Origin of the sequence: Psychrobacillus psychrodurans (assembly GCF_050209195.1) — a bacterium.
Taxonomy (GTDB): domain Bacteria; phylum Bacillota; class Bacilli; order Bacillales_A; family Planococcaceae; genus Psychrobacillus; species Psychrobacillus psychrodurans.
On the sequence record NZ_CP189791.1, the window covers coordinates 2,165,026 to 2,188,513 of the forward strand.

General features: G+C 32.5%; 28 protein-coding genes and 1 pseudogene. 3 read left to right on the forward strand and 26 right to left on the reverse strand.

Annotation, left to right across the window (positions count from 1 at the left end):
* Nucleotides 1–74: 74 nt before the first annotated feature.
* The 8 genes from ACQCPR_RS10350 to ACQCPR_RS10385 form a co-directional block, all read right to left on the reverse strand.
* Nucleotides 75–728: an HAD hydrolase-like protein gene (locus tag ACQCPR_RS10350; RefSeq protein WP_427138932.1), complete on the reverse strand. Its 654-nt coding sequence runs from the start codon at nt 726–728 to the stop codon at nt 75–77.
* 165 nt (nt 729–893) lie between these two features.
* On the reverse strand, nt 894–1,610 hold the full coding sequence (locus ACQCPR_RS10355; protein WP_427136960.1) for a DUF2812 domain-containing protein: 717 nt from the start codon (nt 1,608–1,610) through the stop codon (nt 894–896).
* Nucleotides 1,607–1,924 (reverse strand): PadR family transcriptional regulator, encoded by a 318-nt coding sequence (locus tag ACQCPR_RS10360; RefSeq protein ID WP_093496349.1) that lies wholly within the window; start codon nt 1,922–1,924, stop codon nt 1,607–1,609. Before ACQCPR_RS10360 ends, ACQCPR_RS10355 begins: the two co-directional genes overlap by 4 nt.
* 121 nt (nt 1,925–2,045) lie before the next feature.
* On the reverse strand, nt 2,046–2,174 hold the full coding sequence (locus ACQCPR_RS10365; RefSeq protein WP_418939831.1) for a hypothetical protein: 129 nt from the start codon (nt 2,172–2,174) through the stop codon (nt 2,046–2,048).
* 338 nt (nt 2,175–2,512) lie between these two features.
* Nucleotides 2,513–3,340: a CPBP family intramembrane glutamic endopeptidase gene (locus ACQCPR_RS10370; RefSeq protein ID WP_090570379.1), complete on the reverse strand. Its 828-nt coding sequence runs from the start codon at nt 3,338–3,340 to the stop codon at nt 2,513–2,515.
* A gap of 109 nt (nt 3,341–3,449) precedes the next feature.
* Nucleotides 3,450–4,244, reverse strand: coding sequence for a MerR family transcriptional regulator (locus tag ACQCPR_RS10375; protein WP_427136961.1), 795 nt, complete (start codon nt 4,242–4,244; stop codon nt 3,450–3,452).
* Between the two features lie 476 nt (nt 4,245–4,720).
* The gene (locus tag ACQCPR_RS10380; protein ID WP_427136962.1) at nt 4,721–5,191 is read right to left on the reverse strand and encodes a GNAT family N-acetyltransferase; all 471 of its coding nucleotides are present in this window, start codon (nt 5,189–5,191) and stop codon (nt 4,721–4,723) included.
* 145 nt (nt 5,192–5,336) lie between these two features.
* A complete protein-coding gene (locus tag ACQCPR_RS10385; protein WP_093496344.1) occupies nt 5,337–5,831 on the reverse strand; it encodes a DinB family protein in 495 nt (164 codons plus the stop codon).
* 433 nt (nt 5,832–6,264) lie between these two features.
* Here ACQCPR_RS10385 and ACQCPR_RS10390 point away from each other — a divergent pair, with 433 nt between their 5' ends.
* Together ACQCPR_RS10390 and ACQCPR_RS10395 are read left to right on the forward strand one after the other, a co-directional pair.
* Nucleotides 6,265–6,735, forward strand: coding sequence for a DinB family protein (locus tag ACQCPR_RS10390; RefSeq protein WP_427136963.1), 471 nt, complete (start codon nt 6,265–6,267; stop codon nt 6,733–6,735).
* Nucleotides 6,736–7,256: 521 nt separating this feature from the next.
* Nucleotides 7,257–8,138, forward strand: coding sequence for a GNAT family N-acetyltransferase (locus ACQCPR_RS10395; protein ID WP_427136964.1), 882 nt, complete (start codon nt 7,257–7,259; stop codon nt 8,136–8,138).
* Nucleotides 8,139–8,218: 80 nt separating this feature from the next.
* Here ACQCPR_RS10395 and ACQCPR_RS10400 read toward each other — a convergent pair whose 3' ends face one another.
* The 6 genes and pseudogenes from ACQCPR_RS10400 to ACQCPR_RS10425 form a co-directional block, all read right to left on the reverse strand.
* Entirely contained in the window at nt 8,219–8,644 is a 426-nt protein-coding gene (locus ACQCPR_RS10400) for a DUF4279 domain-containing protein (protein ID WP_427136965.1), read from the reverse strand.
* Between the two features lie 202 nt (nt 8,645–8,846).
* Nucleotides 8,847–9,332 (reverse strand): annotated as a pseudogene (locus tag ACQCPR_RS10405) (GNAT family N-acetyltransferase).
* Between the two features lie 161 nt (nt 9,333–9,493).
* On the reverse strand, nt 9,494–10,486 hold the full coding sequence (locus ACQCPR_RS10410) for a zinc-dependent alcohol dehydrogenase family protein (RefSeq protein ID WP_427136966.1): 993 nt from the start codon (nt 10,484–10,486) through the stop codon (nt 9,494–9,496).
* A 158-nt stretch (nt 10,487–10,644) separates the two neighbouring features.
* The gene (locus ACQCPR_RS10415; protein WP_427136967.1) at nt 10,645–11,124 is read right to left on the reverse strand and encodes a YjdJ family protein; all 480 of its coding nucleotides are present in this window, start codon (nt 11,122–11,124) and stop codon (nt 10,645–10,647) included.
* A gap of 116 nt (nt 11,125–11,240) precedes the next feature.
* Complete coding sequence (locus tag ACQCPR_RS10420; RefSeq protein ID WP_090570411.1) at nt 11,241–11,729, reverse strand: hypothetical protein; 489 nt, start codon at nt 11,727–11,729, stop codon at nt 11,241–11,243.
* Nucleotides 11,730–12,072: 343 nt separating this feature from the next.
* Complete coding sequence (locus ACQCPR_RS10425; RefSeq protein ID WP_090570414.1) at nt 12,073–12,420, reverse strand: Clp protease ClpB; 348 nt, start codon at nt 12,418–12,420, stop codon at nt 12,073–12,075.
* Nucleotides 12,421–12,955: 535 nt separating this feature from the next.
* On the opposite strand from ACQCPR_RS10425, the gene ACQCPR_RS10430 reads away from it, so the two are divergent.
* Complete coding sequence (locus ACQCPR_RS10430; protein ID WP_427136968.1) at nt 12,956–13,513, forward strand: hypothetical protein; 558 nt, start codon at nt 12,956–12,958, stop codon at nt 13,511–13,513.
* Between the two features lie 241 nt (nt 13,514–13,754).
* Here the strand turns inward: ACQCPR_RS10430 and ACQCPR_RS10435 are convergent, their stop codons facing one another.
* The 12 genes from ACQCPR_RS10435 to ACQCPR_RS10490 all read right to left on the reverse strand — a co-directional run bounded on the left by ACQCPR_RS10435 (nt 13,755) and on the right by ACQCPR_RS10490 (nt 23,398).
* Nucleotides 13,755–14,612, reverse strand: a complete 858-nt coding sequence (locus tag ACQCPR_RS10435; RefSeq protein ID WP_427136969.1) for an alpha/beta fold hydrolase — start codon at nt 14,610–14,612, stop codon at nt 13,755–13,757.
* 166 nt (nt 14,613–14,778) lie between these two features.
* Nucleotides 14,779–15,588, reverse strand: a complete 810-nt coding sequence (locus ACQCPR_RS10440) for an ABC transporter permease subunit (protein WP_427136970.1) — start codon at nt 15,586–15,588, stop codon at nt 14,779–14,781.
* Complete coding sequence (locus tag ACQCPR_RS10445) at nt 15,585–16,472, reverse strand: ATP-binding cassette domain-containing protein (RefSeq protein ID WP_427136971.1); 888 nt, start codon at nt 16,470–16,472, stop codon at nt 15,585–15,587. Before ACQCPR_RS10445 ends, ACQCPR_RS10440 begins: the two co-directional genes overlap by 4 nt.
* Nucleotides 16,469–16,657, reverse strand: a complete 189-nt coding sequence (locus ACQCPR_RS10450; protein WP_427136972.1) for a hypothetical protein — start codon at nt 16,655–16,657, stop codon at nt 16,469–16,471. The genes ACQCPR_RS10445 and ACQCPR_RS10450 overlap by 4 nt, the downstream gene beginning before the upstream one ends.
* Before the next feature lie 28 nt (nt 16,658–16,685).
* Complete coding sequence (locus ACQCPR_RS10455; RefSeq protein ID WP_427138933.1) at nt 16,686–17,186, reverse strand: DUF3267 domain-containing protein; 501 nt, start codon at nt 17,184–17,186, stop codon at nt 16,686–16,688.
* A gap of 618 nt (nt 17,187–17,804) precedes the next feature.
* Nucleotides 17,805–18,236: a hypothetical protein gene (locus ACQCPR_RS10460; protein WP_427136973.1), complete on the reverse strand. Its 432-nt coding sequence runs from the start codon at nt 18,234–18,236 to the stop codon at nt 17,805–17,807.
* Nucleotides 18,237–18,611: 375 nt separating this feature from the next.
* Nucleotides 18,612–18,842: a hypothetical protein gene (locus tag ACQCPR_RS10465; RefSeq protein WP_427136974.1), complete on the reverse strand. Its 231-nt coding sequence runs from the start codon at nt 18,840–18,842 to the stop codon at nt 18,612–18,614.
* A 457-nt stretch (nt 18,843–19,299) separates the two neighbouring features.
* Complete coding sequence (locus ACQCPR_RS10470; protein ID WP_427136975.1) at nt 19,300–20,148, reverse strand: GNAT family N-acetyltransferase; 849 nt, start codon at nt 20,146–20,148, stop codon at nt 19,300–19,302.
* Between the two features lie 257 nt (nt 20,149–20,405).
* The gene (locus tag ACQCPR_RS10475; protein ID WP_427136976.1) at nt 20,406–21,236 is read right to left on the reverse strand and encodes a sugar nucleotide-binding protein; all 831 of its coding nucleotides are present in this window, start codon (nt 21,234–21,236) and stop codon (nt 20,406–20,408) included.
* Between the two features lie 291 nt (nt 21,237–21,527).
* On the reverse strand, nt 21,528–22,217 hold the full coding sequence (locus ACQCPR_RS10480; protein WP_427136977.1) for an HAD family hydrolase: 690 nt from the start codon (nt 22,215–22,217) through the stop codon (nt 21,528–21,530).
* A 14-nt stretch (nt 22,218–22,231) separates the two neighbouring features.
* A complete protein-coding gene (locus ACQCPR_RS10485) occupies nt 22,232–22,891 on the reverse strand; it encodes a VC0807 family protein (protein WP_427136978.1) in 660 nt (219 codons plus the stop codon).
* A 135-nt stretch (nt 22,892–23,026) separates the two neighbouring features.
* Nucleotides 23,027–23,398 (reverse strand): YolD-like family protein, encoded by a 372-nt coding sequence (locus tag ACQCPR_RS10490; RefSeq protein ID WP_427136979.1) that lies wholly within the window; start codon nt 23,396–23,398, stop codon nt 23,027–23,029.
* Nucleotides 23,399–23,488: the final 90 nt, after the last annotated feature.

The window sequence follows — 23,488 nt, forward strand, 5'->3', positions numbered from 1 at the left end:
TTCCATATGAAAATATCTAAGGTGCTTTTATAATAGTTAACTATAGTACCTCGTTAGTGGTGGAAGAAGTTATTTTACAGTTTAGGTAATAAAGTGGTTAGTTCAATTAAGTCATCTATTACCAAATCTGCCTGTGAGAGTTCATCTTCTTGTGCAAAATCAAAATTACATCCAATTGCAGTTAATCCATTATCTTTAGCCGCATATATATCAGATAGACGGTCACCGACTACTGCTGCTTTTTTTATATCATACTTCTTTAAAATAGTTTTAACTAAATCCCCTTTATCCAGCGTTTGTATTTGTTGAATACTAAATGTTTCTGTAATCCATTTATCTAAATTATAATAACTCACAATTGCGTTTAAGTACTCCGTTAACCCATTACTCGCTATGTAAATGGAGCAACTATTCGCTTTTAAATAACTAAAAACTTCCTTTACATTAGGATATAAAGCACCTTTTCCACTTCTAATATTTTCTACTAATCTTTCCAGAAAATAAGCATCAGTTTGTCCTCTTACTTCATCGGAATGATTAGGCAACAAAGCTTCCCATACTTTTGGTAAAGGGACTCCCATAATTTCACGATATTTATCAATAGGAGCTACTGTATCCCACTTATTTAATGATCGTAAATGGTTAAAAGTATCTTCGAGTGATAATTCTAAAATTTTATCTGTTTGAAATAGAGTTCCATCCATATCAAAAATCAGTGATTGTAGCATTGTTTTCTCTCCCTTGTTCATAACTGAATACCTTCTAAGATTTAAAAACTGTTTAATACTTATTCAACTAAAATGAAATAGCTACCCTTACAGGTAGCCACTTGTTTAACAAAAGTTACTCATTAACTCCAAAATGTCTAAAAACTGAATCATTGGATTCTTCTACTAAGCTCTCTTCATACCTATTTTGTGAAAAAGAGACATGATGACCCAAATTGCAGTTGGAAGTGCGATTGCTCCAATTACCATAGACGCTATGAGATAGAGTTCACTACCATCAACAAATAACAAAATAATAACAGCAATTATGAAAAGAAGGAAAGGTATAATTTTCAATAGATTAACTAATCCCTTTTTTTCTTTTACCTTCCATTTGTTATTGTATGTTGCGATAACAGTCCAAGCAGTTGGGATGACAATTACAGTGAAAATAACAGCTATTACCTGTAGTAATGATTTTAAAGTACCCGAACTTATCATTGCTCCAACCCATGCGAGTATCGTTATTAAAACTAACGGAATTGCTAAGCGTTTCATCGAGTTAATTGAATTATCATGCTTTTCAACCGATGTGTCTCGGTCACTGTAAATCGGTTGCGTACCAGAATATGCTCGAAATAAATGAATATATCCTTCAGAAGCAATATGCGACCAACCAGAAGATGAAAAAAAGTCAAAGTATTCCTCTTCTTCATCCTCTTTTAATGAGCGATAATCTACACTGTAGATATAATCTTCGAGTTCCCCTTTTTCAAGCGTATAGCCCATAAACTTAAAATCACTGACATGCCAACCCTTCAAAGAAAATCTGCGTAATTTTTCCATGTCCTTATCCTCTGAAAAAGCTAACCCACCTGAGGTTATATACTTTGTATGCTTCATTTTTCAACCTCCTTCAATCCAGTTTCCGCTAATTGAATCATCAGTTTTCTTAACTTCACATCTTCTTCTAATACTTCTCTACCTTTTTCAGTAAGTAGATATGTTTTACGTCTTGAATCCGACCCATCATGCAAATAAATCCACTCTTGTTTTAATAGCTTTTTTATAATAGTGTACATCGAAGCAGGACCTATAGTAATTGCCCCTTTTGTTGTTTCTTCAATTAAATTCATAATTGAATAACCATGCTTTGGTTTGGTTAGAGCAGCCATAATATAAAACATTGAATCAGTTAATTGCTCTGTTTTCTTCAATCAATCACCTTCTATATCTTCTTTAGATATATCTTAAAGTGATACATCTAAAAATAATATATCATTAAGTGATACATATGTCTATTCTTATATCATAAACCGATATATCTATTTTTTCTTTTTATACCAAAAAGAACCCATCCGCCAATGGGCTCTTCGTGAGAGTGTAATCAATAAAATGTTCTACTCGCATTGCATTTAACATTACGCCTTTCAGAGATTCACCTTGCTCAACTACTCCACCTGGCATTTCCCAACCTCTCAAAAGATCTTAATTCGTAATATTTTCTTTTGGTCATTAAGTAATATAATTGCAGCCGAAACACTCTCGTTGCATTAATTAAAGAAAAAAGTGCCCTAGACTTGAAGTAGAGCACCCATTGTTCAACAATTTACATATTTTAACTTATTCAGCACAATCGCCAAAATACCTTCTTATTCAACTAGCCTTCATCGTTGTTTAAGTGCAACATTTCACAAGTAATCCCCAAAATCTTCTTGATGTTTTAAAGAGGGACCCAGAAAAAGGACTTTTGCAACTAAAGCTCCCGATAGTTTAGATATATAGTTGTACAAACTATCAATAAATCATGTAATGTTATCCATTAAAAATGTTTGTGTCTTCTTTCCATACAATACTTTCTTTGGATTTATAACGATTATCAAAACGGCAACTACTAAATAAAATAATGCGTTATACATGATTAAATCGATCAAGTTTCCATTTATTATGCCAATAAAAAAATTAAAGAATTGGTGGATGATAATGGGAACAATCAAATTTTGATTTAAGTTATAGAATACGGTCATGATGATTGTCGTGGACTGAATTGAAATCATAAAGAACAGCATATATTTGATTAAATCAATGCCCACATACCCTGTAGTAAACCATATGGGTAAATGCCATATCCCCCACCAAAATCCCAAGATTATCGAAGCTTTTAATGGCGAATGCTTTTTTTGAAGCTCAATTTGAGCGAATCCTCTCCACCCTATTTCTTCTCCTAGTGGACCTGACAGAAGATTTTTAAAAAAGAAATAAACCAGCATTCCCCATGAAGTTTTAGTGAAAATAGAGTCTGCTTCACTATTATTAGATACGATAAACAAAATCACTAAAAATATGAAAGCTTGAATCATACTTACCGTAAGAATCACAGAAAATTTGAGTTTATTCTTGAACCTATCTTTTGCAAATTGAATAAAACTCTGCCCAGGATAGATCCTTTTAAATAACACTCCAAAAGCAAAGGTTGAGGACCAAGCTGATATACAGAGCATAACATCAAAGACCCATGCAGGAAATTCTAACATTCTGGTGACTCCTACAAGAATAAAAAGCGGTAAAAAAATGATATTGGTTAGCAAAATAAAACTAGTGACTGGATTTTTTAGTTTCTTTTCACCATTCATGTATAATCCCCTCTTCAAGCTAAGTATTTCGTAAATTTATTATCGCTTCTACTTACGAATACCTTCAGCTTAAACCTAGGGGTTACTCACAGGTCAATACATATCTGCATTATTTTATAGGTACATACATTTCTAAAAATACACGTTCAAGTCCTTCTTCATAAGTAGTAAGTAATAGATTGATATAAACTAGCCCCAAAAGTTCATATCCTTTTTCTATAGCTACTCTTCTTAAACTCGCTTCCACATTATGGTCAATATTTTTTCCACCAGTCGACCACCTTCCATCTTCAATAATGGTATACATACATTTTGGATGAGATAAAATCTCACCTTCATTTTCTTCATGAGTGTCATTTACTTTTCTTACAATGATAAACTTATCTTCAAGAATACCTTCGTCATTGAATCTTATGACTCTTCTTAAAGACGTTAGAGTAATGGCATCTTTCAAGCTGTCCGTATTCTCTTTAAGAGTTTCATATTCATCAAACGCAGTGAAATGCTCTATTTCTCCTTTTAGTTCTAAAGGCTTCATTTCTTTTACTGTGTATTCTCCTAAGAATTGTTTTATTTTCTCGCAATCTTCTTTTACGATCTGAATCTTTTTTAAAAGAAGCTTCTTATATTCTATTTCTTCTAAAACCTTTTGTTCTTTCTCTTCTAATAAAGATTTTATTCCCTCTATACTCTTGCTTTTTCTTAATTCCTTAATTTTTTTTATTTCAATATCCATTTCTCTATAGAAATTTACTGTGGTTATATCATATATATCGAAACGATTATATTTTCTATACCCATTCTCCTTGTTTTGTTTAGGTTTAACTAATCCCTTTTCTTCATAAAATTTTAAGGTATCTCTAGATACACCTAAAAATTTTGCAACATGTCCAATTGTATACATTTTACTCTCCATTATCTTAGTTACATATTTTTCATGTTATTTCATACTATAAATACTTCCAAAAATATTTTATTATAATAACAAAGCTATGTATCGAAAAGTAAATAACTAACATTCAGCTACAACGCTCAAAGTGAAAAGAATTTCTATCTCATTTGAAAGTTTTGACAACAACGAGAAACGTTTTAGCACCCTTTTGCACCTAAAAACTGGAATGACCGCAATCTCCCCTTTTATTTATTTCGTCTCTTTTTAAAATCAAAAGTTGGTATGAACTGTATATTGTCACTACTTTTTTGTTCACCATTTAATTTAGCTCTTACAGCAAGTCCAAGATTTTCATCTTGAAATTGTCTGTTTACACATAACTTTTCTCCTGTAAACCAGTTCACCACTTGAATATGGTGACCATCGTACATAACTTAAACGTTTTTTTCTTATTAATATTAATCTCCTTAAAGTATCTTCGAGCGCTGTTATAATTTGATCATCGTCATAAATTCTGAATAATCCGTGTTAAATTCGTCTTTCTTAACAAAACCAAGCTTTTCATATAAATGAATAGCTCTTTGATTGAACTTTGCCACAGTTAATCGAATTGGACTACCTATATAGTTTTTTTCAATGTAACGAAGAATAAAAGAACAAAATTCAAAACCGTTACCTTTCCCTACCATTTTAGGGTTCATTCCTAGTCCCATATCTATTGAGTCATCTGAATAAACCCCAATTTTTTTCCCGATTGGAACTTGTGCATTCTCTCCAGTACAAAAAAATCCATATATTTCTTTCTTATCATTTACAAGTGCATAATATGAACCATCGAGTCTTTCCTTTATTTCTTGATCTGTTAATTCATTATTATAGAAATCATATGGTTTTTCATACTCCCAGCTAAGTATATCTTTTGCTATTTCTTCATTCATATTTTCTATAAATAACTTCATATTCTACATCCTTTCTCATGTAGCAATTCGATAATTTTAGAGGGAAATTCTTCTTCAACTAAACTGCTTAGTTCAAAGAAAAATGCTTATCTCCTACTTGAAATAAGCGCGCCTTAGTTCAAGAAATCACTTGTATACATTCTATTTATTCATCTTCTCCAACATTTATTTTCCAGCTTTTTTGCAACTTTCGGATATAAATAATCTGACCTATGTGATACGCATTATGAGTTGACACATTTCCGAGAACTTCCCACCATTTTACATGTTCAGAAAAGCCATTCACTTCACTCTCAACTTTTTCTTCAGACAATAACTCTTGCCAAAGTATAAGCACCTCTAATAGTTGTTTTTCTAAGTCAGCAAATGAATGATTTTCAGGAATAATAAAGCTGTTATTATTATTTCCAATGGAAGGAACGGCATCAACGTGAGATTTTTTGTACCTTGTTTGCCATGTTTGATTCCAATATAGTAGATGCTGTACGATTTCAGCAATACTATTACTTTCCTCGTTTGGTTTCCAAAATGCTTGATCCTCAGTCAGTCCTCTTATTGAATCTGAAAATGGTAGGTACCAACTAGGGTCATTTGCATTTGCCAACAATTGATCCGATATAACATCTTTTGCATGGACCATAACTAACACTCCTCATATAAATATAATAGTGTTTCAAAACCTCTAAACAATGTCATCTTATTATATTTCTACCTATAATATTGATTCTCCTGCTCTTATTGAGCAAACCTACTGCGATATGTTCAATAAGAAAAAGCAACCCTTTCAGACAGCCATATACTTAACTAAGCATATGTTAGTTGAATAAGAACCTAATTACCAATCTGGTCCATCATCACTTTCAGCCACTTTAATTTAATTGCACTAGAATCTAGATTGTTTTTTAACTGTTTGTGACCTTAATATAATAATCCAACGCATTAATTTAACTCATATATCCCCTCCTCTTTAGTTCGGTCAAACTGTGACATAATCTTTTAACCAAAATCACTCTCTTTTTTTCGAACGTGCATTCGTGTATAATTAAAACATACCAACTAAAGGAGAATATGTTATGAACTCAATTGATTTAATTCTTTTAAATTTAAACGAAGTACGAAGAAGAAGTACAAAGGTTTGGACATCTATTCCTCAAGAAAAACTACATTGGAAACCAGATAAAGAAGCAATGACTTGTATAGAGATGGTTAGGCATGTTTTGGAAAGTGAACATTATTACCATCTAGCTATCCAAAACCAAGCCAGTCTGACAGTCTTTGACTCTCCTTTTGAAAAACAACCTTTTTCCACTGTAAATGCAGAATTGAAAGTTGCAGAACCATTTAGAAATGAGTTTATAGAAACTATTAAGACATATTCTGAAGAAGATTTAACAAATATTAAAATTGATCGTTCAGAATCAGGCTACATAAGAAGTTTGGGAGACATGTTGCTAAGAGTCGCCTATCATGAATCTGTACACACCGGCCAATTGCTAGATTACTTAAGAATGGCTGAGGTTCCAAGAGTACGTGTTTGGGATTAATTTATTTTACAGGTGTAATCACTTAAGTGATACGCCGTTACTAACGTTAGTTGAAAAAAACCATGGCGTTACACTTAAAACTCATCAATTAACCACCAAAGAAGAAGCACAAAATGCACATACCAAACGTTCAAACCGAGTAGAAGTCATCAAACCTTTAATAGTCTTATAATTCAAAATACCCCGTGCTATAATAGTAATATAAAACAAACAAATACCTCTGGCTATACAAAATGGCTGCTTACATAACAGTGGCCCTTTTTTTCTTAGATATAGTTATATCCATCACCTTACTCATTTCCACGAGCAAACAACATTATTAGCAATTTTACCGTTTTTTTACACTTTAAATGATGAACGTGAGAGTTGTGAGTTCTCAAAAGAAATAAATCTACCCACGCTTAATAATATTTGGGAAAATTGATGAAGTTCTTCTTTATGCTACTGTTTGGCAGCTAGCATTTCCTTATTCGGAAATTTAAAGAGAAATGTATACTACTTTTAACAAGGGGTGTTTTAAAATGATTACATTTAAAACAATGGAGCATTTAACTTTCAAGGAAGCACACGAACTTTTTATAAATGGGTTTGAAGGATATTTTACTCCGATGAAGATGCCATTGGATGCATTTATAGCTCGGTTTGGAAATGATAATCTATCAGCAGGAATATCTATTGTTATGTTTGATGAGGATAGACCAGTAGGTTTTGTATTACAAGGCATTCGAGAAGTGAATGGTGAGAAAATTGCTTGGAATGGTGGTACTGGAATTATTCCAGAATACAGAGGAAAAAAACTAGGGACAATCCTAATTGAAAAGGCTCTTGAATTGTTAAGTCAGCAAAAAGTAAATATTGCTACATTAGAGGCTCTGTCAATTAATCAACCAGCTATTAAACTATATGAGAAAGTTGGGTATAAAGTAATTGATACGCTACATTTTTGGGAAGCAGAAGGTGTATTAAACTATGATGAAAAAATTGCTAGTGAATTTGAATTGAAAAGAATACCTGCTCTGCAAGCAGTAAATTCAAGTATTTTTCCTGCTTTAGTACCGTGGCAAGTAGATCCTTCTATTACACCAAAAGCTGGTGGAGAGGCAATTATCGCAATGAAGGATAGTGAAGTACTTGCAGCTTGCTTAGTAAGAACAAAACAAAAATTTGGTAGCGAAGCTGAAGGTGTCACATTATTTCAAGCTTCTACTAACAATGAACATCCAGATGGAATACGCGCTCTTCAAGCAGCGCTTCAGGAAGGGCTCCATTTTAATCGTTCCATTAAAAGAAATACTTATAATTTGGAAGACAAAATGCAAAATGTCCTTCCGTTTTTAAAAAATAATGGATTTAAAAACACTGATATTTCACAAGTATTTATGACAAAACATTTTATGGAATAACTTAAAAATACAGCTAGCACAATGAATTGGCAGTCTAATTAAATATCATCTATCCACTTCTTCAAAAATATTTGCTACATTTACTCTAGTTCACTATAAGGATATGCATACAAATTAATATCAAAAACTGCTTCAATTTCAGTAGCTAGCTTACTAGCCCTCGTGTTAATGGCAAGACCTGGAGAAAGCCCGTTATGTATTTGAATTACAATGTAGAATTTTGCTACTAAATTATAATCTTTTTTCAAAAGTAAAATATCATTGACTTTTGATTCCAATTTATAAATAACAGGCATTAATACTTCATCCACATCAAGTGTTTCTTTATATCCTAAACCATATTGCCAAGTGGTAGAGAAATAATGTCTAGCTGAATTTAAAAGTAATGGTTCCCCAACCTTTGTTGTCCTAGACGGCTGTATTTTCATTCTTTTAGTTAACTCATCTAATGGAAAATCATCATCATTACTTAGACTAAAGTATGCTTGCACTTTTGTTTTTTCCAATATTAATCCCCCTAAAAGTTTAAAAAAATTAGTATTCACCAACATGTTCGTCTGTTTTACATTTTATCTCAAGATAAACGTATTGATGGCTCAGTCTGTTTTAAAATAGCTTTTCTGAGTCTCAATTTTTTATGCAATATTATAGATTTCCAACATTATATTGGGGGATTAATATGAAATACACTATTATTGTCGATTTTGTTTATAATTTTTTACTTAATATTTCTCCAGGTAAGCCGTCAAATTTGCCGATCTTTTCAGAGACAAATCCTCTTTTAATTAGAATTTTCCTAGAAGCAATATTATCTGGGTCAATAATCGCTTTCAGAGTCTTTAGTTCTAATTTCAAAGCCCGTTCAATCAATACCTTCGCTATCTGACCGCCGTATCCTTTACCCCAATACTCTGGCTTTAACATATAGCCAATTTCAGCTTCTTCATTATTCTCTTCATCAATAGTTAAGTGTCCAAGTCCTATAAATTCATTAATTTAATTATCATAGATTTTATATGTACCAAAGTGTTCATGTTTTTCATTACGTTTTAATAATCTTTGAAAATTGAATTGAGCTTCTTTTAAAGGGATAGCGTATTCGGTAATTTGCGCCATAACTTTTTCATTGGATACAAGGCTGAAATAAGCATTAAAGTCAACCTCTTTAAACTTCAGTAAATTTAGTGAATGCAATGTATCACTATTCATTTATTAACCATGCCCCCACTGTCTGTTTATGTATTCTTGCTATTTTACATTAATATGTTTGAGAATAATTAATGTTCCATTTTAAATTACAATAGATCCATTTCGCTTATTCAACTAATTGCCGTGATAGTTGAACAAGAGTTAACTCAGTAACTTGTTAAAAATACTTTCCCTTTGGTCTCTTTTAATGTTTCAAGTTCTTCAACAGCTTTTTTTACGTTCGATAAGTCGTATTGGGAATCTACCATCATCAAGCTTAATCTTTTATTATCAATTAGAGTTATCAAATGGTTAAATGTATTTTGCCATTTATCTGCCGAGACATTTTTATTCCAATTCCGCAAATGAAAGATACTAGCATTAACCTTAGCCTTATTTACAATATCTGACCAATTTACTTGTATTCCTGATAAAAGACCGATAGTTAAAAAATTGCCATTAGGGTGCACACAAAATGCCAAGTCGTTTCCAGATGAACCTCCAATAGAATCAATAGCAGCATCAGCACCAATCCCACTTGTCAATTCCATAACCGTTTCATAAAGTGGATTTTTTGATGTATCAATTACAAAAGAAGCACCTAGATTAATTAATTTTTCTGTATGCTTATTATTTCTAGTAATTGCTATCAATCGAAAACCTAAAAGCTTTGATAATTGAGCAAAAATATGCCCAATAGAAGAACCACATGCGTTAACCAGTAAAACATCATATGGTTTTAATTTCAAAACTTCCGTACAAACAACCCATGCTGTGATTGGATTGATATACATCTGTGATGCCGTAAAATTATCAATAGAATCTGGTATTGGAACTGCAAATTCTGATGATGTTTTAACAAATTCCTGCCATGTACCTTCCCCTCTCAAGGGTAAAACTCGTTTACCAATAAGGTGTCGAGAAACTAATGGACCTACCTCTTCTACAATACCAACCCCTTCATAACCCGGAATATTAGGTAAAGTTATCCGATGTGAATAGGCCCCCCTAATTGGTATTAAATCAGAAGGATTTATAGGACGTGTTAACATTCGAACAAGGACTTCGGATTCTTTTGGTGATTCAATACTTTTATATTCAACTTTTAATACATCTCTAGGGCTACCGAATTCATAGAATTTAATACATTTTGCATCCAACACTATACTTCTCCTTAAAATAAATCAGATTTATTTAATTATATCATCTCCAACTTCACTGATGGGTTAGTCAACAAGAAAAAGGCTTTACCCAGCTATAACACACTAAATATGATGCTTACTCCTTTTTAACCCTATTTCGCACTGTCATTACATTGTTATAAATCAACCGTCAGCTTTTTCTTGAAATTTCTTAAGCCCACTAAGATAGCAACAGCTATGCAAATAAGTCCACTTACTAAAGCAACCCAGAATAAAATCCTTCCACCAGTTGTTGGTGAATTAAAAATCATCCCACTAAGTAATATCATCATACAACTTATTAATCCCCAAAATCCTATTGTCCATTTAGACTTATTCTGTATTAAAAGATAACCAACTACACTCAAAATATAGAATGCACTAACTATCATAATAGTGGGAAATAGCGGATGAAATTTAGCTGCATAAACAAAATAATCGAGTTGACTAATATCACGACCATTTGTAATCTCAATGTTAAGCAATTTGGAAAATGGTGTTGAATACTCCCATTCAAAAGAGTTATTGGTTATTGTACTTCCTTCATACCAAGCTATAAATGTTGATACTATTAAAGCAAAGAATCCAACGATAAATTGTATTATGTACTTAAACATTTTACGTCCTCCTAGTAAATTTTTGTCATTGCCAAGGCACCTTAAAATACTATCTTTCGGCATAGATGTGAGCATTTTACAAGGGAGTTTAACGTTATTGAATAATAATTCATTATTCAATAGTTAATTTTATCTGGTCCATATTGGTCCCAACCGCTATAACCTCTATACTCATACTTTAAAAATCCATGAGGTTTTACTTCATAGATATTTAAAACAATGACAGCTTTTCTAGGTTCAGCAGTATAAAAATAAGCTAAACTATTCACTGCTTTTCCACCATTATTTATGTAGTAATGCAAATATAGGCTTGTATCACTTGTTTTTATCTCTTTGCTGCTACCAGTTATTTGAGTTTTTTCTCCAGCTTTAAGATTTTTTATCGTTCCTACCTCTTTAAAATCTGTCTGATTGACGCTGTATGAAAATATAAGATCAGGTAGACTTTGATTACTCAAATTATTTACCTCAATAGTAACCCCTTTGTTATATTTCCTATACTCACCTTGGGCTATCATTTCCCCAAGGGTAAAAAACAACCAGACACATATTACATTCATAACTACTGCTAATGTAATAAGAAGAGCTATATATCCCCCCTTCAAAATAACACCTTCTCCCATAGTTCTATTAGAAAAAAGAGTTGCCTCAGCAACCTTATGTTCTTTCCTAGGTTATCTATTAATTGAATTCCAGTGAAAAACTATATGTGTTTGTAAGCTATATATATTCTCGTTAAAATCTTTATACTCTACAATGGTTATTACACTTGTTAATGAATAGTGGAATATGAGCTGCTCATTAACCATTTCAGTTAAAAAGGTTGTTTTTGATTCATTGTGATTGACTGGCACCAGTTTAAATTTATATAATGCATCGTACATTTTAGGAACTGTTAAATATAGTTCACCAAGCTATTCCTCTTTAACAAAACCATCCGTTTTTAAATTAGTGGAAATCATTCTTATATTTCAACCATTCATCTATCTCTGCTTTTAAAAACCTTTTCTGATTATCGAGTTCTAAGTAAGGGATATATTTATAGGTGTCATAGCTATTTAAGCTTGCTTTTTCAAGTTCATCTTTCTTAATTATGTCATCTATTGATTGCTCACTTATCTGAAGATATTCGGAAAGTTGCATTTTAGTCATTAAATTAGGTAGTGAATTTGTTACTATTTGAGTATCACTTACCTTACTTGCTGAATTTGAAAAGGCACTAAACAATATTAAAGAAGATATAACAATCGATATTCCAAATATAAATACACCAATTAGGTAGGTTGACTGCTTCATGCCTAATCCCTCCATATTAAATTTTACTCTTAAACTAATCTACCACTTACTTTAAAACGTTTTAAACGGATTGCAGTTCCCTTTTTAGGTAAATTTACCAATTAAATCATCAAAAGTTTTTCATATTCTACTAACCTGCACAGTTCGTTTAAGAATAAATCAAAATTTAAATGAAGGGTTTTCTTTAATATTCATATAGATTTCTTCTAAATTCGATGGTTGTAAGTCGGTTGTATTATAGAAAAAGCGTTTATCTATTACTCTTATTTCAAATTCAGTCATTAATTCTAAACATCTTACTCCCATTTGATGTTCTTTAATCCTTAAAGCATCCCTTCTCAACAGTTCTTTTCTTTCGACCCATAAAACAACATAAATAATTTCTACGTTTTGTGCCTCAGCGTAAATTTTACGAGAAAATTCTTCTACTTCTTCTGGGAAACAACATAATCTATGATTATATTCTTTTTTGCTTGTACAAAAGACACTTAAATCAGCAATATTTTCCCAAACTAAGGAAAGTAATTCAAAGACTATGCTAGTTAGTATATCGGCAGTTACGTTATTATGGGGACTTGCTAGTGAAGGATTCGATCGTTTATATGGTGCCCATTTCATCACTAACTTTGATTTGTCGGAAGATGAGTCCATCTATTGGCTCGGTGCTTTTTATGCGATAGCATTTATACTTAATATTGGGGTACTCCATTTTGTTGAGAAAAATGTGAAAGGTCGCTACGCAGATGTGCTATTGCTTACAAATGCCGTGTTGACGGGAACGATGCTAATTTTCGCATGGACAGGTCATTTCTGGTTAGCTGTAGCGATGTACTGGGTGACAAGTGCACTGAGAAACGTAAATTACCCATTAATGAGCATCATTACAAATGAACAAATTGAATCAAAAGGTCGTGCAACAACACTTTCCATGTTCGGACAACTTGATGCTTTTGGACAAATTGTTGGAGGACCATTAGTAGGATTATTCGCATTATACACAACAATTGCAGGAGGTATTTCGGCTTCTGCATTCCTGATTTTACCCGTTTTATATTTCTTTTGGCGAATCAAGACGAAAATGGTTCAGTCATAATTTTTCAGTACTTGGTGCGTATGAGCATCAGGTACTTTTTTATTTGATATCACAAATATGCCATTTTCTTCAATTGAGTCAATAAGTTTTTTCCAACCAATAATACTGGTGGGATTTTGTATATCTGCAAAGCGTACTCAAACTCGCTCGTTAGTCATCCACGACGCGCAAAAACAGAGCTTCATCAAAATTGATGAAAACCGTCCATACTTATTGACGGCTGGATGAGAAAAATCGAATTTCAAACCGATTTGAGAAAGGAAATCAGTTTTTGGTTAATTTTTTTTGCTGATTTTCCAATCCAAATTAAATGCCCCCATGTATCCACTACATATAACTCTGATTTGGCTATTTTTTCGTGAGCATTCTGTGGATGTTCAAGAGAAATAAAACCGTCATTTTCACTATGAATGATAAGAGTTGGACTACTGATAGATTTTAAATCTTGGTCCTTTATTTCTTTAGATTGCTTTAGATCAATAAGGAAACCATGACCAGAACGTTGACGTGCATTCATTTTTGTAAATTCTACAACATCACTAACCTCAGATTTTAGTTGGAGCTCTTTTTTGTTAAGAGAACTAAACTGTGGAGCCATCATCTTAAAGATAGTATTCGGAAATAGGTGGCTAAGTTTACTAAGCATCTTCCATGTAACCCCTTCAATAGAAGGCCGAAAAATAATATGAGCTGCTTTATACTCTATGTCTTTGCTTGTCAACCATTCCTTTGAAACTGCACACTCTAAGATAAGACTTTTTACTTTTTCTGAATACAAAGACGCAAAACGTATTCCAGTTGGACCGCCAGCTGAAATTGCTATAACATGGACTTGATCTATTTTTAGGTGTTTCAGTAAATTATCATAATGTCCACAAGCCTTTGTTAAACTTTCACCTGCCTCTTTAGATGTACTTCCATACCCTGCTCTTGAAGGTGTAATTATGGAGTAACCATTGTCTAACAATGATTGGTATCCAAACTCTTCATTACAATTTGAGTGTCCACCGTGGAAAATTAAAATAGGTTCCCCTTTACCGACCAATGAATATTCAATTGTTATTCCTTCACTAGAATATTTCTCAATTGTCTTTTCCATATAATCATCTCCTATATCTATTCTACGAGTTTATTTACTAAAATGTTTCGTAAATTCTAACAGTTTCTTATTTAGATAAAAAACGAGGAGTAGTTTATACACTTATTAGAAAGCATGGCAAATAAGTGATTAACGTACTAATTATGTACATACGTAGATGATGTATTTATAGTGGTAAATTACGAAGTTTAAACACGACAACAGCTGCTGAATAATTAAAAAATCCAATTCCTAAGAGAATAAAAGAAGGTATGAATATCTCAGCATCACCACTGGCAATTCCACTAGGATTGTATAATGAGAACGGTGTTATGTTCCTTAGCCATTCAAAATCCGAGCTGATTTTTCCTGCCATATCTAATCCATAGAAAATAAAAGTTAAAGCAGCAGCTATACCAAGCGACTTTTTTTCGTCATTACATAAAGAAGAAACTAGAAATGAGTACCCACCAACAACAAAAAACAATAAAAATCCAACCAAGCATATATGGAAAAATGTATTAAATTCAAGCGAGGTTTGATCATCAATTAACATTTCTCCAGCAACGATACCACCTAAAAATGTTAATAATACTATAAAAAGTAATCCGCTAATCAAGACTAAAGCTTGAGTAAAAGCTATTTGAGTACGAGAAACCTTTGTAGAAAGTAAATAAGCCATAGATCCCTTATCAACTAGATGTGCTAACAATTGAGTTGCTGTCATTACACTAAAAACACCTAAAATAATAGGGAAAAACAGACCGAAATATTCAGCAGAAATAAATCCACCATAACTAGTAAGAGAATCAAAGCCAAGTGCGTTTTTCAGTGTTTCAGGGATTATTTTTATTAATTCGTTAATTGCCTCGGCATTTTCTGCAAACATCGGATATAAAGATGTCATTAGAACTACATAGAGGGCCGAACCAAACCCAAAACTAAGAAAGTTCTTCATATTTAGTTTTATCATTTGATTGAATAAAGAAATATTCATTTTACAGCCACCTTCGTATCATAGTAGTTCATAAAAATATCTTCTAAGCTTTGACTAATAATACTTATATTTATAACGTTAAATTTAGATAATTCATCTATTAACTCATTGTAATCACCTTGGACCACAATGCGAACAACATTGTCATTAGTGTTTTCAATGATTAAATTAGATTCTTTAATTTTTTCTACATCATTTTTATTCTCAAGAGTAATATCATAGATTTTTCGTTGCATATATTGCAGGTCATTGATGTTTTTAACAGTCACAATCCTTCCATCCTTAATAATGGCAGCTCTATCACAGGTCCTCTCTATTTCTGCAAAACTGTGAGAAGACATAATAAATGTTTTCCCTTTTGCTTTTTCTTCTAAAACAAGATCGATAAAGACTTTTTGCATTAAAGGATCTAATCCTGACGTTGGTTCATCTAATATATATATTTCAGGATTGTGCATGAATGTAACAACAATACCTACTTTCTGTTTCATCCCTTTTGACATTTTACGAAATGGTGTTTTAGGTTCTAATTGAAGCCGTTCAATTAATTCATTCCTCCTTTTCTTATCTTTTAATCCTTGCATACCTGCCATTAGATTAATAAATTCCAATCCCTTCATTCCATCCAAAAAAGAAATTTCTCCCGGTAAATAGCCTACTTTTTCTCTTGCTTTCTCTTGTTGTTCCCAAGTGTTAAACCCATGGATTATAGCAGTTCCTTTTTGTGGCTTCATGTACCCCATTAAATGACGAATTGTTGTGGATTTTCCTGCACCATTAGGTCCTAGAAATCCGAACACCTCTCCTTTTTCCACCTCAAAGGTTACATCAAATATTCCCCTTCCATTTGAAAATTGTTGGGTTAGACCTTGAATTTGTATCATATAACCTCTCCCCAAAAATGATATATTCTTAAAGATTTATTTTTTAAAACAATTAGAATAGAACTAGGTGTATAAACGAACGTTTTTGTGCCATTTACTTTCTCCCATAATTCTTTCAATGATATATATTTACCAGCCCAAACCGCTAGAGGGTTCATATGTAATTGAATAATATAATCTCTCATATGGTATACCTTTTTAGTAGAAATGCTATTAGTTTTTTTCCACCTGGTAATAACCTCTGCAAAATACTGAGTTCTTTGGTTTAATTACAATTAAAAATGAATTTATGATATCAGAGGCAGAAATCCATAAGTTAATCCAACTTATAAATAATAATACTGATTTAATATTTCCTGATACATACAATGAAACAATGGCAGGCACTACGGATAATGCAATGAGGGGTAGACTCATAAAGATCCAAAATCTCATTTTGGATAAGACTGCATTTGTATGTAGCCAAAAAAATGTTCCGCGAAATGTTAAGCTAATATCGCCTTTTTTGTTTATCACAAGAATGTGAAAGGATTCATGAATGATGAAGACAACGATAAATATTAAGATAAGAACGAATGTATTAATAGGAATGAACCATACATCAAAGAAGCGTGACATTAGAAAAATGGTGACCTGAAATAAATAAACAAACTTCATATAGTGCTTTCTAAACCAATTATTCTCTATGAAAGGGGTCCAGTCTTTCAAATCCATACTTATTTGAGGTAAGTGTCGAAACCATATTATCAAAAGCGTCCTCTCCCTTCTTTTGCTTGTTCCAACGTTTTAAATGATTTCCTCCCTACAATTCCCCCTACTAGAAATAATTCGTTTCTAATGTACAAAATCCCTTCTCTAAAAATCTTTATCTCCAACTATGTTAGTATTACTATACTTCTCATTACCACTTAATAGGACCTCCTCCTCCAATCCGAACTTTACAACAAAAGTTCATTTTTGCTAATTCAACTAACTGTCGCTTTAGTTTCATTAATTTATTGGCAATTCCGCTTCGTCTTTATCACTTTCTGTCTATGTCATTAACTAGAACTTAATTCCAATTCCTTGTTTTTCCAACAACTTCTCGACATCCTCAGATGTTTAACGTAAAAGGTGCTTCGGGTCCCAATCATTTTAGTGATATACTGGCCACCGTTTAGTTTAAGTGGAGCATTTCAGAATTTGTTGCCGAAATCTATTTCTTGTTTTGGACTAAAAAATAGACCATCAAATTGATGATCTTGATTAACTAAAACCCATTGAGTTGTGTAAAATGGGTTTTAGGTCATACACTTGTTTAAAATCCTTTGAAACTCCGAGGTCGCTATATTTTTAATGTACATTAATATCAAAAGTAAAAGTTGCTTTACCTTGATCCCATGTTGTATTAAGTTCATAAATATAATATCCCTCTTTTAATGGTCCATTGATTTTATTATCTTTAATTTGAACACTTTCAATAGTACCGTCTTCATTCAGTTTAGTGACCGTAAAGGAAATTGGATTATTATCAATTTTAAATGTTAATGTATCTCCTTTTTCAGCTACAAATGTTTCGAAATTATCTTCTAATTCATTGGGATTAGCTGTTGTAGTAATGTCAAAGTCTTCTTCTGTCCATTCATAATAACTTTGAATCATTGTGTAATGCTCATCATCTAATATAACTTTTCCTTCTGGTGGCCTATGAATACCGTTTGGGAGTCCATTAGTACATCCAGTCAACATAATAGCAATTAATATGGGCATAAATACTCTAACCATCTGATCCTTTCCTCCGTGTCAAGAATTTTATACTCTCTCATCTACAATTCTGATTTTTATTTGTTTCTTATATTTTTTAGGAATTACTAATCGTAAAATCAGTTATTAAAATAGTGAGGTTAGAAATACAAAGAGAAGAATAACCGTTTTCAAATGAATTAACCCTTTCATGCTTAACTTAATACCAAGGAGAAAGCGCTTATGAACTGATTTATATCTACATCTATAATAGTCATTAAACTATAAATTCTTCCTGCATTTTCCTAATTGTTCCTTCTTCAACTAACCTGCTGTGCTAGTTCATTCAGAAAAGAGAGCTGCATTATTAACCCTATAGTTTACTAAGCACCTCGCTAGTCAAACAAACAACTTCTTTTATTGCTGAATTTCATCTGAACCAAGAGCGTTCTCCTCACCAGTGACTATACTATAGGAAATATTAAGTTTATCCCAAACCCATGAATGAAAAAGTCTTTCAATTTCTATTATTAATGCTTTATTATCCATATCCTCATCAATACCTAATTTTTCAAAAGTGAATGTTTCTTTTGCCTCTGTTCCTTCATAATTTGTACTACTAAAAGAAAAATGTATTGTTTTCCCCATTTGTCTCTCCCCCTATAATTAAGTCTGCTATAATCGACTGAAACAAACATTTTATATTAATCTCCTCACTAAACTGTACCTTTAGTTTTAGGCAATCAGAAAAAAAGCTTTACTTTTTATGGAGTAAAGCAGCGCTCGTTAGTTGAAGAGTTTCTTGTATGAAAATAGTGTAATACCACAAATTACAGCCACTCCTACAAATGTGAATAAGTAAAGTAAAGAAAAGAAGAACCAACCTTACTAAAAACTACTTCACTTTGAAGTGTCTCTACTTTATCCCACGACCTTTCAAAATCTGCTTTATAACTTCTTGTTTTTATGTAACCGACTAACATCATACCGGCAAAATAGACTCCATGAATTACAATTGAACCAATAAATGCTTGATGAACCAACAAAGCCCCGGTTAGATTACTAAGCTACAATAACCGTACTTTGTCTAATTTATACACTTAAACTATATTGAAGGTATTACAACGGCATTACACGCTTTTTCATAAAACTCTATTGGCCCTGCATCACCAATAATTGCATACTCATAACCAATATCACTCATGTCTTTTAAACAGTGATGTAGTAAAGAATATCCTATCCCGTTAACTCTGTTGGATAATGCTACGCCCATAGGACCAAAATAACATTTCTTATTCTTATAAATATCATAAGCAGCAAACCCAACAATATCTCCATTATTATCTAAAGCAATGTATATCGGTGGTTTTCTTAATGAGAATGCCTCTCTTATAGTCTTAGACCATTCAGTAGAAAAATTTTTTTCAATAAAATGAACAAGTTCAGTAATTTCATTTTTATTTACTTTACGGATAAGATGGGTGTTAATTTCTGGGACTATATAATTTCCAAGATGCGTTATCATATCTCGTGAAGTAGTACCGAGGGACAAAATTATTTTTCTGTTTTCATCTGATAAAAAACTGTCAACTACATTAGTTGTTAATAATGCTTTAAGCAAATGACCTTCATTTACATAGACTTGGTTATACCTTTTCATATAATTAATAGCAACTTCCATAACATTAATTACTTCATTTGTTACCCTGATGTTGAAAAAAAAACTCTTTGTCGAATGCTGATACGAAGTATCCTTCATCATAGCTTTCAATGTAGTCTTATATAAGTCAATTTTCAGAGATATCTCTCCTAGAACTCCTGTCTTCTCATTCAAACAGGCAATTAGGAGATGTATTGGCTGTAATACTTCTAATTTTTGAAAATGTGCTTCATTTTCTGCATCCCTCAATATACTTAGCATTCTATTCGTAAAATTTATGTTAGAATTACACAATTACAATTCCTCCTATCGAGTATTTTGGAGATAGAACTCTTAATAATAAGTACATAAGTATTCCTATATTCTAGTAAAAAACCTGCTTATTGAACTAAACTTCCTCGTTGCCATCATGCAGCATATAAACAATACACCTCCGAGGATGATAAATTGTTTCAGTGAATGTATTAAGATTATTCCTTTTTCGAATAAAAAGGAGGTATAAAAGTTCATTGCATCCAACTAAATTGAACTTTCTCCCTTTATTTGACCAGCTAGACATTACGAAATTTAGTTTCTAGTAGATAGTTTGCCTTTTGTGTATTTAAGGAAGTATCAAGAGGTAAATGTGAATTATCACCTTCTTCAATTAAATACGCCCGTATAGCATAATTATCGAATCCAAGCTGTAACAACCGCTTCACATAAAAGGAGTAATAACTCTCTTTTTGCATAGGTCCCATATGTAATATTCCTGTAAATTCATTTCTTGAGATTTCAAGTATCGCTTTTGATAGATCTTCAACGTGAACAAAAGTCTTATATAAGTTTGAAGCTGCTTTAGGTTGTTCACCATTTTTGAGTAGTTTGAGCATCCTTTCGGTTCGCTGCTCTATATTTCGATTGTAATCCTCTCCATACAAAGGACCAGTTCGAAGGATTACGTGATTTAAATGTCTAGTTTTTATGATGTTTTCAGCATTTCTTTTTGCATTCACATATGTATGTAAAGGTGTATCCTTTGGAAGCGAACCTATTTGGTCAGACTCCATGTAATTACCAGCACCATCTACGAAAAGGGCATCCGTTGATAGGAAAATTAGTTTTGTTTCTTTCTTAATAACTGTAAATAAATTTATAAGTCCTTTATCAATTAGTACATCCTCTTTTTCTCCATTCATAAGAGACCAGATAACAACTTCAGGTTCTAGTTGATTGATAACTTTTTCTAAGGATAGTTTATCTGTTACATCTACTTGAACAATATTTCTATTTTCATTTGCATAACGTGAAGTTCCTTGTACGAATATATCTTGTGTTTTTAAAGCTAATCCAAATATCATTGAACCTAAAAAACCAGTCGCTCCCAAGATGAGCATTTTCATTATTCCCTCAATCTCCACTCAATTAAAGTTTCTTTTTTCCAGAGTTTCATACAAATATCTACTCATAGCTGTTTGGTTAAAGCCTCATTTTTCTCGCATCACTTTCAATTCGTTCTTTACATGTAGGACAAGAAAATTTCCCCTGCATATTACGTTTATATTTTTGGTACTGTGGCTCATTATCATAAAGCTTAAATTCTTTTTTGCAAAATAAACATATGACTGTATAAAAAAACATGCAACAACCCCCAATTTTACACTTCTGAATAGCATTGCATTTTGATGCGTCTTTTACCCCCTCTCATACATATTTCCCTCTTCCATAACACCATCTACTAAAGCTGGAATTTCCATTAAATCATTTACTACATAGTCAGCCTGAGCGCCTATCCAGTGAATATCTTTCTTCCAGATACCTATCATTCCTACATTTTTAGCGCCTTGCACATCATTTTTTGGATGATCACCGATAAAAACGCATTCGTTTGGCAGCACACTAAGCTTCTCCACAGCACGTAAAAATATATGGGGATCTGGCTTTTTAATATCTTCCCATTCTGAAACCAAAATGACTTGAAAATAATCTTCTATTCCTAAAGCCTTTAAATTATCCATTTGAAACCGGCCATATCCATTCGTAATCATCCCAATTAGCAACTTTCTTTTCTTTAATTCCTCTAGCATTAACAAAAGATTATCAAAAGGAACACAACAAAACTTAAACTCATTCACATAATCTTCAAGCAGCTCTTCCCAAGTAACTTTAGTTAATCTAAACTCCTCTACTAATTGCCGATATACTTTATCCTTCCAAACGTACCCTCTACTATCTAGTTGTATAAACCTTGTTGTATACGTATCTTTTGGTATATGACCTATAAAATCAAACAGTCTCTCATATTGCTTATCGATGAAAACCTTTAACGACTCATCTCTATTCAGTAGCGTACCATCCAAATCAAACAGTACTGCTTTTATCATTATTATTCACCCTTTTATTTAGATTCTGTTACTAACTCTATCTCTTTCTTTGCAATTGTCAGCTTACTAACTACTTTTTTTATTTCGTTTCCAATAAAAATATACCCTATGATCATTACTCCACCGAATACCCAGCTAGTAACCCTTAAATATATAAGCATGGAGCCATATGCATCTACTCCATGTTTATTTAGCAACCAGGATTTTAATAGTGCTAGAGTAATACCTCTCAGTACAAAAATTAATGTAAGTACTTGGAACCATCGTAATATTTCTTTTTTGAAATAAATCACTCTACTACTTTCTCGCGGATATCCTTGTAAATGTGCCATATCCATCATAAAGTATAAGGGAAGCGGCTTTTTAATAAGCATCGATACTAAGAATACGCAGCTAAATGAAACTCCCACGAATACTTGATTCCATAGCATCCGCTCTGCAGTTCCTGACAGTATATCAACAACTGTTCCAACAAGTAGACTTAGTAATATAAAAATGCCCGTTATATTAAACTGACGATCTCTAACAAAATTTATGATCGTATAAATAAAACCAGGTGCTGTCGATAAAAGCATCGCCCAGTAATCACCTAGACTTTCTCTTCCATATGTCCAGATTGCAAACGGTAGCGCCATATAGAATACGATATCGAGTAAGACAGTGTACTTTTTCATTCATATTCTCCTTCGAATTTTTTACCTAATCAATTCTCCTTGAATAATCTTCCACATCTTCCTGACAAACTCCTTCTTTTTACTTCATACATAAAAACATCATCCACATTGAAAGGATGATGTTTTAGGTAATTGCTATTCCAACATGGTGACGTCTACGATTTCATCAATATATAGCTCAAATGAGCGAAAAGGATCCTCTAGTTCGATTGTTCTTTTCCTCAAATCAATCCATTGTATCGTACCGCGGTTATAGATAAACTCTCCCTCTTTCCACCGTTTTATTTTAATTTCAACATTTCTTTGCATTGCAAGTGCGATTTGATCCTGAATAGCTTCATAATCAAACTCGTTTAAGTTTGGGCAAGGCTCTTTTTTTATCTCCTCACTGTACTCACGAAGCAATTTCACATGCTCAGGCACCATCATTGCTACCCATTTCTTTGACCCACGATCCTGTAATCGAGATAAATCTAATTGGTTCCAATCATCTTCAAAGTTAGCCATGTTATCACGTTCTTTCTTTTTCACTTATCATACAGAACATTTGTTCTTATTTCAAGAGGGAATAAATGGCTACAAAAAAGACGCACCCAT

Bases quoted from the DNA above. Each gene is read 5' to 3' on its own strand.
- ACQCPR_RS10350 (WP_427138932.1), bottom strand. From the start codon at position 728: ATGCTACAATCACTGATTTTTGATATGGATGGAACTCTATTTCAAACA.
- ACQCPR_RS10355 (WP_427136960.1), bottom strand. From the start codon at position 1,610: ATGAAGCATACAAAGTATATAACCTCAGGTGGGTTAGCTTTTTCAGAG.
- ACQCPR_RS10365 (WP_418939831.1), bottom strand. From the start codon at position 2,174: ATGCCAGGTGGAGTAGTTGAGCAAGGTGAATCTCTGAAAGGCGTAATG.
- ACQCPR_RS10370 (WP_090570379.1), bottom strand. From the start codon at position 3,340: ATGAATGGTGAAAAGAAACTAAAAAATCCAGTCACTAGTTTTATTTTG.
- ACQCPR_RS10375 (WP_427136961.1), bottom strand. From the start codon at position 4,244: ATGTATACAATTGGACATGTTGCAAAATTTTTAGGTGTATCTAGAGAT.
- ACQCPR_RS10380 (WP_427136962.1), bottom strand. From the start codon at position 5,191: ATGAAGTTATTTATAGAAAATATGAATGAAGAAATAGCAAAAGATATA.
- ACQCPR_RS10385 (WP_093496344.1), bottom strand. From the start codon at position 5,831: ATGGTCCATGCAAAAGATGTTATATCGGATCAATTGTTGGCAAATGCA.
- ACQCPR_RS10390 (WP_427136963.1), top strand. From the start codon at position 6,265: ATGAACTCAATTGATTTAATTCTTTTAAATTTAAACGAAGTACGAAGA.
- ACQCPR_RS10395 (WP_427136964.1), top strand. From the start codon at position 7,257: ATGATTACATTTAAAACAATGGAGCATTTAACTTTCAAGGAAGCACAC.
- ACQCPR_RS10415 (WP_427136967.1), bottom strand. From the start codon at position 11,124: ATGTTTAAGTACATAATACAATTTATCGTTGGATTCTTTGCTTTAATA.
- ACQCPR_RS10425 (WP_090570414.1), bottom strand. From the start codon at position 12,420: ATGAAGCAGTCAACCTACCTAATTGGTGTATTTATATTTGGAATATCG.
- ACQCPR_RS10430 (WP_427136968.1), top strand. From the start codon at position 12,956: ATGCTAGTTAGTATATCGGCAGTTACGTTATTATGGGGACTTGCTAGT.
- ACQCPR_RS10435 (WP_427136969.1), bottom strand. From the start codon at position 14,612: ATGGAAAAGACAATTGAGAAATATTCTAGTGAAGGAATAACAATTGAA.
- ACQCPR_RS10440 (WP_427136970.1), bottom strand. From the start codon at position 15,588: ATGAATATTTCTTTATTCAATCAAATGATAAAACTAAATATGAAGAAC.
- ACQCPR_RS10445 (WP_427136971.1), bottom strand. From the start codon at position 16,472: ATGATACAAATTCAAGGTCTAACCCAACAATTTTCAAATGGAAGGGGA.
- ACQCPR_RS10450 (WP_427136972.1), bottom strand. From the start codon at position 16,657: ATGAGAGATTATATTATTCAATTACATATGAACCCTCTAGCGGTTTGG.
- ACQCPR_RS10455 (WP_427138933.1), bottom strand. From the start codon at position 17,186: ATGGATTTGAAAGACTGGACCCCTTTCATAGAGAATAATTGGTTTAGA.
- ACQCPR_RS10460 (WP_427136973.1), bottom strand. From the start codon at position 18,236: ATGGTTAGAGTATTTATGCCCATATTAATTGCTATTATGTTGACTGGA.
- ACQCPR_RS10465 (WP_427136974.1), bottom strand. From the start codon at position 18,842: ATGGGGAAAACAATACATTTTTCTTTTAGTAGTACAAATTATGAAGGA.
- ACQCPR_RS10475 (WP_427136976.1), bottom strand. From the start codon at position 21,236: ATGAAAATGCTCATCTTGGGAGCGACTGGTTTTTTAGGTTCAATGATA.
- ACQCPR_RS10480 (WP_427136977.1), bottom strand. From the start codon at position 22,217: ATGATAAAAGCAGTACTGTTTGATTTGGATGGTACGCTACTGAATAGA.
- ACQCPR_RS10485 (WP_427136978.1), bottom strand. From the start codon at position 22,891: ATGAAAAAGTACACTGTCTTACTCGATATCGTATTCTATATGGCGCTA.
- ACQCPR_RS10490 (WP_427136979.1), bottom strand. From the start codon at position 23,398: ATGGCTAACTTTGAAGATGATTGGAACCAATTAGATTTATCTCGATTA.